A 10,632-nucleotide genomic window follows, 5' to 3' on the forward strand; every position below is an offset into this window, starting at 1 on the left:
TCGGGGTGGGTGGACAACGCGCCGTCGTGCGAGCCGACCGGGTACTGGAAGAGGTCGCTCGCGCGTCGAAACCGTTGTCGCTGAGCGAGATTGCGCGCTCTATGGACGCACCCGTGTCGTCGACGTCGGATCTGCTTGATGACCTGGTGTCGTGTGGATACCTGGTTCGATCCGACCGCAGGTACCGTCTGGGTCCGCGCCTGATGACGTTGCGGCTGATCGCGGCCCATGCCGATGCGCCGCCGATCGACTCCGATGGGCTTGCGGCGCTGGCGGAGTACACAGGTCTGCCGGTGGCGCTTGCGGTGCTCGTCGGCTCCGACGTCGTGTATCTCGGGAGCGTCGGTGAGGTGTCGGAGTATGCAGAAGCGGTAGTCGGGGAGTACCGTCCGCGGCCACTTCTTCGGACAGCGGCCGGGCGTGCGTTCCTGGCTTTCGTCGACGACGGTGAGCGCGACCGGCTGTTGGCGATTCACGCCGGACCGGCCGACGCCGTTGGTTTCCGTCGTGAGGTTGCCTCGATTCGACGTCGCGGCCATGCGATCAGCGACGGGCTCGCCGATCCCGAGATCCGCGCTGCGGGTGTTCCGGTGTTCGAGCGCGGGCTGTTGGTCGGCGTCGTCGTGATCGTAGGCCCCCGATCAGTGTCCGGGCGTGCGAACCTCGTGGACCAAGCCGCGACCAGGGCCGCGACGTGGATCGGGACTCGATGACAGGAGCGATCACGCACTGAGGCGTTGCCGGTACATCTGCATGCGCGTGGACCGAGTGATCACTCGAGTAGTTGGTGGGCCTCGAGGTCTTGTCGCGGTTGACGCAATCGGGATCATTGTCAGGCGCGCTCGGGATAGACACCGCACCGCGCAGGCAGCAAGCTTTGATGACACAGCCTGTGGTTTGGGTCACGATAGCGCCGAGTCTGACCCTCTGTCACACCACGGAGTACACAGCCGGAGCGGAAGGACCGAACGATTGCAGCCCACTGCGTACCCGCTCACGCCGGTTTCCCGGTTCGACACCGAATCGGCTACGTTCCGCGAGGTCGAGGACTGCTCTCGTTGCCGATCGTCGCCGAGTCGTTGTCGCATGCGCTGATGTCGGGATTCCTCCTGGCCCCTCGCCATCAGTTCTCCGAGCAACTGCACAGCGCGGAGGCCGCGGCCCCGCCCGCGTCGATCCAGTTGGTACGTGACCGCATCGCAGAACGTCTCAGTGGTCCGATTCCGTTGACCGAACTGGCCGCCGAGACCGGCCTCGGCGTCCGGACCATCCAGCGCGGATTTGTCGAATATTTCGGTGTGACGCCGTCGGAGTACATCCGCAATGCCCGATTGCGCCGAGTCCACGCCGAATTGCTCGCAAGCCCCGCAACAACGCTTGTCGCCGAGGTCGCCTCCCGCTGGGGCTTCGGTCATCTCGGTCGATTCTCTGCCCACTATCGACGAATGTTCGGTATTTTTCCTTCGGAAACACTACGACGTTGAACAATACCGCGCTCCCGTACTGAGCCATCACCGCACTCCCCGGAGCAAATATCGGGTCTATTCGTCGTGCCCAAAAACGTCGCACAACGGTGCGCCAAGAAAGGAAATGAAATGACAACGGTTCGGACAGCTGTACTGATCGACCGCTCGGCGGATGACGTCTGGAAGGTCGTCACCGACGCAGGAACGATCAGCGAGTGTTTTCCCGTGGTCGAGGAGTCGGAGATGACCGACGACAATCACCGCGCCGTCGTTCTCCAGGGTGGAGTGAAGCTGTTCGAGGAGATCGTCACCAACGACTCCGATCTTCGTCGGTTCCAATACCGGGTTGTCAGCGGCGATCTGGCGCTGACACATCACCTCGGAACGATCGACGTGCATGACGTGGAGGGTCGATCACCCGTCGTCTACAGCTGCGATTTCACGCCCGCCGAGTTCACTGATCTGTTCGTTAACGGTACCGAAGGTGCACTCACGGGCCTCGCAGAGAATCGCCGCGTACCTCACCGCCGGACTCGGCACCACCGCCGGGTCGCTGGGCAACACGATGAAGCAGTTCGTCGACAACCCGGATCAATGGGCCCTCATGCGCGACGACCCGAGCCCTATTCCCTCGACGATCCTGGAGGGCGTCCTGATCGCTTCGGTAGTCCAGTGGTTCACCCGCGTCACCACCCGTGACGACGAACTTGACGACATCCTCATCCCGGAGGGCACACGCGTGCTGCATTCGTACGCGGCCGGCAACACCGATGAGCGGTACTAACCCGATCCCATGCGGTTCGATATCCGTCGCAACCCGCGCGACACCCTCGCCTTCGGCTACGGTCCGCACACGTGCATGGGAAAGCCGTTGTCGAACATGGAGATGACCGCACTGTGGACCGAGCTCGCCATGCGGGTCGACCGGATCGAGCCAGCGGGAGAGGTCCGTCGGCACAAGAACAATCTGATCCGCAGCCTCGAGTCGCTGCCGGTTCGTGTTCACGCGAGGTGAGGGCGATGGCAAAGATCACGTTCTCGTTCGAGGGTGCGGAATGGGTAGTCGACGCACCGGAGGGCTCGTCCGTCATGCGGGCCGCGGTTGCCCAAGGCGTCGAGGGAATCATCGCCGAGTGTGGCGGGAACGCGATGTGCGCGACCTGCCACGTCTATGTCGACCCCGACTGCGGCGCGGCAGCGGCGCTACCGTCGCTTTCGACGAGGAGGACGACATGCTCGACTACGCGGGGAGTGAACGGCGACCCGAAAGCCGGCTCTCGTGTCAGATCTCCGTTACCGCAGAGCTCGACGGTCTTATGGTGGAGGTTGCGGGCGACTGACTCCGTCCGCCTGGCGCGGCAACGATCGGCACCCTCGAAACCCGAGACCGCTGGACCCAACACCGGGACTCTAGTGCGCGGCGTCACAGAGGTCGTGTACCGTCTGGATGGTCTGCGATGCTTAATCTTCGTGCAAGACGCGAGCGCGTGACTTGGGGTGAAATCTCACACAGTAGTCGGGCTACAATGCGCGTCGGGCTGTCCTTCGCATCACTGGGAGACCCGGCTCTAGTGCAAGATTGTCACATCGTGAGGCCGTCATCGTGGACTTGGCAGCGAGGAATGAGGTCTTGCCGCCGACGCTATTTGGGCTGCGTGGTGGCTTGCGGGCGCTGTACTCGCTCGCACCGCGTCCCTACGCTGCCGTGCTGGACGTGGTAGAGGATGGAAACCAATGGATGCGAACGCATTGCAAGTAGAACCCGCGTCCCTGTACGACGTAGGGCGGACGCTTTCTGTCGCTGCGGAAGACGGTAACGATTCATTCGATACCGAGTATCGCGATCTGAGTGTAGCGACCGACAGTCTTTTCGAAAGATCGCGTTCAGCGATGAACTCCAAGGCGCAGTCGTGGCGTAGCAGAACGAATGGACTTGTCGCGCATCGATGAACATGCAACGGGTGTGCACCATACGGCTGCCGGGTTCGAGTTCGCCGAGAATCAGAACGTTGACGCTATGTATCGCAGCAGCAAGGGTGATGAATCGACGCTGAATCTTGAGGTGTGATGGTCGCCTTCGGAGAGATTTTGAAGTTCGACCCCGAACAGATAGGCGCAATTTTTGGCTCTTGCTCACGGCAGCACCAAGTTTGTTCCGGTCTTCATGGTCACGTCGGAAAGCTTTCAGATCTGCATTCATGGTCGGGTGCAGCTGCGGAGGCAGCCAAAGAAGCGGCCCACAGAACGCGAGTCGATCTCGACGCTCACGGGAATGAAGTGTGGCAAGTCGCCGCTGCTGCGCGTGACTGCTACGACGAGGCTGTGACGCTCTCGACGTCTGCAAAAAATATTCAAGCCGATGCCGACCATGAAGGATTCGACATTGACCCACTGAGCGGCACAGTGTCCGATCCGCATCCACCGGACATGCGTGGCTGGGAGGAAGAGGACCGGTCGGCGTACTACAAGGAACTAAAAGACTTGCAGAGGCGCGTGAACGATGTCGTCGCCTCCGCAGATCGTTTCGATGAAGACCTTGCTGCAGCGATCAACGCCGCAGACGGGTCAATTCCGCTTACGCCGCAAGGCGAAAGGGCGAACGTCAACCTGGCAGACCGTCGAGCCAATGAGGTTGCGGCGTTCCAGCAGACGTATCACCGTAACCCGACTTCTCCAAATGATTGGCGAATGGCGGAGCTACTCGATCCTCATTCTTACTCAGCGAAAAACAAAGGACTCAACAGCGAGATCAAAGTCGCTCGATTCACGCCACAGCCGGGGCGTGGCCTAGTGGCGATGAACGCCTTTATCCCTCGGAGTGAGGTGTTAAATGTCCCTCACTATGACTTGGGGGATAATCGCGGATTCGATCCGCGTGCAACGCCAGAATCCAGTCGTGCGAATATATGGATTGATTACGACCACGGGCTCATCGTGGCGCGACAGAACCCGTCCGTGTCGACCAAAGGCGAGGTTAAAGTCGGGAAGCCTGATGTGAGTGCATCAGAAGGGGCAGATGGGCAAGTTAATATCAAGTACAAGTTCGCGAACCCATTTGCGCCCGGGGGAGATGTCTGGGAGATGTCGGTGCCAGTCTGGTGCGTGAAACAGTGCACGGCGCCGTCGCGATACCCGGGGAAGGGGCTCCACCGTCGGTGAACGGCACGATGTCCGGTTATCCTGCTGTCGAGGTGTATGGCTACCCGTCCAACGGTGAGGCCCCGCAAACGATATATCAGTACATGCCTGGCGGGAAGGCAACGATAGGTGCGGACTCGACGGCTGGGCCTTTGCTCAACCTTCCGCTTGATCGGGCCGTCGGTGATGGCACTCTCTATCCGCAATCTACGAGCCCGCCGTACATGGTCAATGATCCTTATTCCAGGCCGCAGTCCCCGGTCGAGCACGACGGCACTACACTCGGTTCTCGGGCTGATCCGCCGCGAATTGAACGGGGTGACAGGTGAGTCGGGGGCTGCGGGCGGAGACGTCGAATTCGCTTCGCGCACTGGTCGCAGGGGCGTCAGCGAGTGTCACGGGCGGCCTCGCTGTCGGGATCGCGACAATTATCGTGTCGCACAACAGATCGTCGGTGGCGCCGCTCCTGATCGCGTTTATCGGCGTCGGAGTCGTCGTTCTGGCAGTTCGGCTCCTACCGTTACGTCGATCCCGGGAGTTCGGGTTGCTTCGACCACTGACTGCAGGGATAGCCGCTGGTTTGATCGGTTCGGCCCTCGCGCTGACCCTCCTGTTGCTGGCCGACTTATGAGAGCCGAGGTGTGGTCGATCCTTGGTGCAGCCGTGGGATCGCTACTGTTGGCTTGCGGCCTGGCCAGCCCGCTGTCATGGGTCCTGTACCTGCTGGCAACGCTCGGACTGGTGCAACCATCCCGCACGAGGTCATTCGGCATCGGGATGGCGACAGCGCTGCTCGCAGTCGGCGCGTTCGCGGTCGTACGACTCTTGCTGAACTCCTGAAGGTCACCTCTCGACGCTTCGATTGGTGCGTCTGTGCCGATCGGTGCGGTAAATGTGTGTCTTGCGTAAGGATGTGGGTGCTGCAGCACCCAACTCTTTCGATACGACACACATCTGGCTGCGTCGTTGGATGGTGAACAGGTCTGAGCCCCAGTGAGCCCCGATTGGTCGGGCGGAATTCGACGCGGACGCGGGCGCGACCTTGGCGCGGCTGCCCGCGTGGGCGAGGGGGAGGGCAAACTGAGGTGGTGACGGAATCGGTTTCGACGAGTAAACGGCGCTCGACAGCGAACGCGCGCCCGAGTAGCCGTGACGAGATTCGGGACGCATTCATTCGCCACGTGGCGGAGTCGGGGTATGACGGCACCAATTTCGGATCCATCGCCGACGAATTGGGCATCAGCAAGGGCACCATCGTCCACCACTTCGGCACCAAGGAACGGCTGTTCGCCGACGCCCACGAGCGCTACATGGAGAAGCGCCTCGTCGAAGCGCAAGACATTGTCGGGCGCCTCGACGCCGTCGAGGAACGTCTGGCGGGTCTGGTCTGGGCGTTCACCATGTACCAGACCTACGGGCGAACGGAAACGGTCGCGTTCCAGCGTGAGATCGTGCGCTTCAACGACGCCCCGTCGATGCGACGATCCCGCGACCTACGCCACGAATACCGTGATCTCGTCAAGGCAATCCTCGACGAGGGGATGAGCACGGGGGTCTTCCACGACGGGAACTCGTCGATCCTGGCGTTGCAGATCTTTGGCGGTACGCAATGGATGTGGACGTGGTTCAACCCTGCCGGTTCGCAGTCCAACGACGACGTCGCCACCACGTATGTGCTGCTGATCCTTCGAGGCCTGATGCTGTCCAGCGAAGGCATCGATGCCTTGATCGATCCGGCCGGTCGCGTCCGTGCGGCGGTGTACGAGGTCCTCGACGGAGGCGCAACGCCCAGCTGAGAGCGGTTTTCTCATACTCGGAAAGCGGCTTGGTCGAGCCGCGGTGTGACTATTGACTGTACGTACGGTCAGTGAGATAGTCGTCACACATCGGGCGGCCGATCGCCGGTGAGAGAGGGATCTACGATGAGCTACTTCGCTGACGCATCCGAGGTGTACGAGTATCTCGGTGGCGTGTTCAAGCAGGCAGATGGTGTCGACGGCGTCGGGTCAACACTGCGGGCGGCCAATATTGTGCTCCGACTGGACTATTCGGCGCCCGATGCGTCGATCACCGTTGTCCTGAAGGAGCCGGCCATCGCGGTCATCGAAGGCGACAGCGAGCTGACCCCGGATGTGCGGATGTCGATGTCCGCGGACAACGGCAACAAGTTCTGGCGCGGGGAGTACAACGTCGCAGTAGGGCTCGCCAAGGGGCAGGTGAAGGCGAAGGGGCCGGTGTCGAAGATCCTCAAGCTCATCCCAGCCGCCAAGCCGGTGTTTCCGATCTATCGAGATCTGGTGTCGGCGAAGGACGCTGAGAACGCCTGACGGTTCTCGCGCGAGAGAGGAGCATTCGTGACCATATCGTCGCACTATCAGATGTACATCGACGGAGACTGGGTCGACTCGGCCGTCAGCACCGACGTGATCAACCCGGCGTCGGATGAGTTGGTGGCGACCGTCGCATTCGGCAACGCCGACGACGCTGACCGGGCAGTTGCTTCGGCATTGCGGGCCCACCGTGACGGCGAATGGCGGAACACGCCTCCGGAGGAACGTGCGAAGGTGATGTCGCGGTGGGTAGAGATCCTCAACGAGCGTATGGACGATCTCGTCGATCTGCATATTGCCGAGAACGGGGTGACTCGACGACAGGCAATGGCATTCCATGTCGGCTACGCGATTTCGCATCTGCAGTACTTTGCCGATCTCGCGGCGAGTTACGAATTCACGCGCAGCGGGCCGATGCTCGGCTATCCGACCACCGCGGCAGGGATCGTTCGTCGGGAGCCGTTCGGGGTTGTCGCGGGCATCGTCCCGTGGAACTTCCCGATGCTGCTGGCGGTGTGGAAGTTCGGCCCCGCATTGGCGGCAGGCAACACGATCGTTCTGAAGCCGGATGAGAAGACGCCTTTGACTCTCCTCGAGATGGCTCGCGCGGCCGACGACGCGGGCATCCCCGCGGGCGTCTTCAACGTCGTGACCGGGCCGGGCGAGGTGGTCGGTGCGCGATTGGCCGCTCATCCTGACGTCCGCAAGGTTGCCTTCACAGGCTCAACTGCGGTGGGCCGCACTATCACCGAGCTGTCGGCCGTGAACATCAAGAAGGTAACCCTCGAACTCGGCGGCAAGGGTGCGAATATCATTCTGCCCGACGCCGATCTCTCGCAAGCGGTTGACGCAGCGCTCTTCGCCTTCTGCCTCTACCAGGGACAGGCGTGTGAATCAGGTACACGCCTGCTCCTGCCGGAATCGTTGCACGACGAATTCGTCGCACGGCTCGTCGAACGCGCGGCCGCCATTCGTGTAGGTGATCCCGACGATTTCGACACCGACATGGGTCCGATCATCTCCGCCGAACAGCGTCAGCGCATCGAGCATTACGTCGAGTTGGGCAAGAAAGAGGGCGCAACACTGGCTTTCGGTGGCGCGCGCCTGAGCGGTGGAGAGTTCGATTCCGGAAACTGGTTCGGCCCGACTATTTTCACCGATGTCGACAATTGCATGACAATCGCACAGGAGGAGATCTTCGGTCCCGTCCTCGTCGTCATCAAGTATCGCACCGTGGCCGAAGCTGTCGCGATCGCCAACGACAGCGAGTACGGACTGTCTGCCGGGGTCTGGAGCGAGGATATCGACGCGGCTCTCGACGTCGCGGACCAGATCGAATCGGGCACGGTGTGGATCAACGACTGGCACATGGTCAATGCGCTGTATCCGTTCGGCGGCTACAAGCAGAGCGGCAACGGACGCGAGCTCGGACCACATGCGCTCGACGAGTACACCGAGGAGAAGTTCGTTCACGTCGATCTCGCCCGTCGGATCGAGAACAAGGTGTACGACCTCGTCGTACCGAGAGAGGACTGAGATGTCGACAACACCGAGCTCCGGTCGGATGCGTGCCGCAGTCTTTGCAGAAATCGGTGACGAACCGTCCATCGAAGAGGTCTACCCGACCGATCTGGAGTCCGACGAGATTCTCGTCTCCGTTGCAGGCGTTGGCATCTGCCACACCGACCTCACCGCGATCAACGGAACTGTCCCGCTCCCAACACCTTTCGTTGTGGGACATGAGGGTGCGGGAGTGGTCGAGGCCGTCGGAAGCGGAGTGACCGAATTACGGGTCGGCGACCACGTGGTGCTCACCTTCGACCACTGCCACGAGTGCGCCAGTTGTCGATCAGGACACCCGGCGTACTGCGAGCTGTTTGCCGCGCTCAACTACTTCGGCACCCGTCTCGACGGGACGCCGACGCTACACAGTGGCGAACGGGAAATCAACGGAAGTTGGTTCGGACAATCCTCCTTCGCGACTCACGCTGTCGCCAGTACACGGAATGCGGTAAAGGTCGACGACCGGCTGCCCATCGAAATCCTTGGGCCACTGGGGTGTGGCTTGCTCACCGGTGCGGGCGCGGTGCTCAACGTGCACCGACCCAGTGAAGGGCAGAGCATCGGCGTATGGGGGATCGGGACGGTTGGGTTGGCAGCGGTCATGGCTGCCAAGGCTGCGGGATGTGATCCGATTATCGCCGTCGACCCGAATGCCGAACGTCTGGCGGTCGCACGGAAGCTCGGGGCCACGCATACGTACGACCCCACGGCGGTCAGCGACCTCGTGTGGGAGATCCTGCAATTGACGGGCGGACTCGACTACACGATCGATGCTGTCGGGTCAGGAGTCGTTGTGCGCCAGGCTCTCGAGTCGCTTCGGTCGCCCGGTGCGTGTGCCACGCTCGGTCTGCAGAAGCTCGAGAACGAGATCACCGTCGATCAAGGGCATCTGCTGCTCGGACGCACGCTGACCGGTGTGATCGAGGGCGATGCGGACCCGCACCGGTTCATCCCCGAGCTCATCGCGCTGTGGCAAGAGGGAAAGTTCCCATTCGACGAACTGATCACCACCTACGACTTCACCGACATCGCGAGCGCATTGGCGGATTTTCGCACTGGAACTGCCATCAAACCGGTTCTGATTCCGGAGAATTCACGCTTGGAGTCCGTATGACCTTTCAGAGCCCCACCCTGCGGCACGACGTCACCTCCGAGTCGACGTACGCGGCGTCGTCGAATGACGAAGTCACTCCGATGATCGACGTTGTCGACCGCTGGGTTGCCGAGAAGCCCGATGATGTGGCGGTGATCGATGGCGATCGGCACTTCACATGGAGTCGGTTCCGTGAGCGTATTGAACGCAACGCCGCTGCTCAGGTAGCGTCCGGTGTTCGGCCGGGAGATCGAATTGCATTCTTGGACAAGAACTCTGTGGCATGCGTCGAAACCACTCTCGCAGCGTCGTTGACCGGTGCCGCGAATGCGGTGATCAACTTTCGCCTGTCGCCCGCGGAGGTGGCCTACATCATCAACGATGCGCAGGCCTCACTCGTCATCACGGGGCCGGAGTTCGTCGACACCATAGCGGCGATCCGGGACGAGCTCACCACGGTCGAGCGTGTCATCGTCAGCGGTGGTCCCGACGACGAGTACGAGCGCTGGTTGGATTGTGGGAGCGAATCTTTCGTGGCGGCACCTTTCGACCCGGATGCCGCGTTCCTGCAGCTGTACACCTCCGGAACGACGGGGCACCCCAAGGGGGCCGATGCTCACGCACCGCAGTCTGTCGGCCCACAGTCGCGCCGCGGTCACCGGATTCCGCTTCACGGAGGACTCGGTGAGCATGGTGGCCATGCCTCTGTTTCACGTCGGAGGGTCGTCGTGGGTGCTCGCGGGTATGTCGGTGGGTGCCCAGACGGTGATCGTGCGCGAGACGGTGCCCGGTGACGTTCTCGACGAAATGGTCGAGCGCGCAGTGACTCACGCCTTCTTCGTGCCGGCGGTGTATGGGTTCTTTCTCGCGGAGCGGCGTCTGCACAAGCGGGACTATTCGGCGGTGCGATGTCTGGGCTACGGTGGTTCGCCGATGCCACTGCCCACGATTCGTGCCTGTCTAAACCTCGATCCACCGATCGGCTTTTGCGGTGTGGTGAAAAGTGTTGAGCACGTTCGGCCTGGGTGGCGGGCATGAGTCA

At 61.8% G+C, this 10,632-nt stretch carries 12 protein-coding genes and 2 pseudogenes; all 14 read left to right on the forward strand.

Annotated features, from left to right (window positions below; translation table 11 throughout):
• Positions 1–5: 5 nt before the first annotated feature.
• The 14 genes and pseudogenes from A5766_RS05490 (at position 6) to A5766_RS25280 (ending at position 10,628) form a co-directional block, all read left to right on the forward strand.
• Complete coding sequence (locus tag A5766_RS05490; protein ID WP_064903726.1) at positions 6–713, forward strand: IclR family transcriptional regulator; 708 nt, start codon at positions 6–8, stop codon at positions 711–713.
• 345 nt (positions 714–1,058) lie between these two features.
• On the forward strand, positions 1,059–1,484 hold the full coding sequence (locus tag A5766_RS05495) for a helix-turn-helix domain-containing protein (RefSeq protein ID WP_064903728.1): 426 nt from the start codon (positions 1,059–1,061) through the stop codon (positions 1,482–1,484).
• 111 nt (positions 1,485–1,595) lie between these two features.
• Positions 1,596–1,898: pseudogene (locus A5766_RS25500) on the forward strand (SRPBCC family protein); the annotation flags it as partial.
• A gap of 52 nt (positions 1,899–1,950) precedes the next feature.
• Positions 1,951–2,250: a hypothetical protein gene (locus A5766_RS24910; RefSeq protein ID WP_064903732.1), complete on the forward strand. Its 300-nt coding sequence runs from the start codon at positions 1,951–1,953 to the stop codon at positions 2,248–2,250.
• 9 nt (positions 2,251–2,259) lie between these two features.
• Complete coding sequence (locus tag A5766_RS05510; RefSeq protein WP_064903734.1) at positions 2,260–2,481, forward strand: cytochrome P450; 222 nt, start codon at positions 2,260–2,262, stop codon at positions 2,479–2,481.
• A 74-nt stretch (positions 2,482–2,555) separates the two neighbouring features.
• A complete protein-coding gene (locus A5766_RS25415) occupies positions 2,556–2,957 on the forward strand; it encodes a hypothetical protein (RefSeq protein ID WP_331710679.1) in 402 nt (133 codons plus the stop codon).
• A 573-nt stretch (positions 2,958–3,530) separates the two neighbouring features.
• Complete coding sequence (locus A5766_RS24310) at positions 3,531–4,625, forward strand: hypothetical protein (protein ID WP_231894555.1); 1,095 nt, start codon at positions 3,531–3,533, stop codon at positions 4,623–4,625.
• Positions 4,626–5,267: 642 nt separating this feature from the next.
• Positions 5,268–5,444 carry a hypothetical protein gene (locus A5766_RS05530; RefSeq protein WP_231894556.1) on the forward strand — a complete coding sequence of 59 codons (177 nt, stop codon included), beginning with the start codon at positions 5,268–5,270 and terminating at the stop codon, positions 5,442–5,444.
• Positions 5,445–5,692: 248 nt separating this feature from the next.
• Positions 5,693–6,400 (forward strand): TetR/AcrR family transcriptional regulator, encoded by a 708-nt coding sequence (locus A5766_RS05535; protein ID WP_231894557.1) that lies wholly within the window; start codon positions 5,693–5,695, stop codon positions 6,398–6,400.
• Positions 6,401–6,526: 126 nt separating this feature from the next.
• The gene (locus tag A5766_RS05540) at positions 6,527–6,931 is read left to right on the forward strand and encodes an SCP2 sterol-binding domain-containing protein (protein WP_064903740.1); all 405 of its coding nucleotides are present in this window, start codon (positions 6,527–6,529) and stop codon (positions 6,929–6,931) included.
• Between the two features lie 27 nt (positions 6,932–6,958).
• Positions 6,959–8,470, forward strand: coding sequence for an aldehyde dehydrogenase family protein (locus A5766_RS05545; RefSeq protein ID WP_197501347.1), 1,512 nt, complete (start codon positions 6,959–6,961; stop codon positions 8,468–8,470).
• A 1-nt stretch (position 8,471) separates the two neighbouring features.
• Positions 8,472–9,611: an NAD(P)-dependent alcohol dehydrogenase gene (locus A5766_RS05550; RefSeq protein ID WP_082965456.1), complete on the forward strand. Its 1,140-nt coding sequence runs from the start codon at positions 8,472–8,474 to the stop codon at positions 9,609–9,611.
• A gap of 80 nt (positions 9,612–9,691) precedes the next feature.
• A pseudogene (locus A5766_RS25275) lies at positions 9,692–10,123 on the forward strand (AMP-binding protein); the annotation flags it as partial.
• Positions 10,124–10,202: 79 nt separating this feature from the next.
• Positions 10,203–10,628 (forward strand): AMP-binding protein, encoded by a 426-nt coding sequence (locus tag A5766_RS25280; protein ID WP_269449445.1) that lies wholly within the window; start codon positions 10,203–10,205, stop codon positions 10,626–10,628.
• Positions 10,629–10,632: the final 4 nt, after the last annotated feature.

The sequence above is a fragment of the Gordonia sp. 852002-51296_SCH5728562-b genome (genome assembly GCF_001665475.1).
Classification (GTDB): Bacteria; Actinomycetota; Actinomycetes; order Mycobacteriales; family Mycobacteriaceae; genus Gordonia; species Gordonia sputi.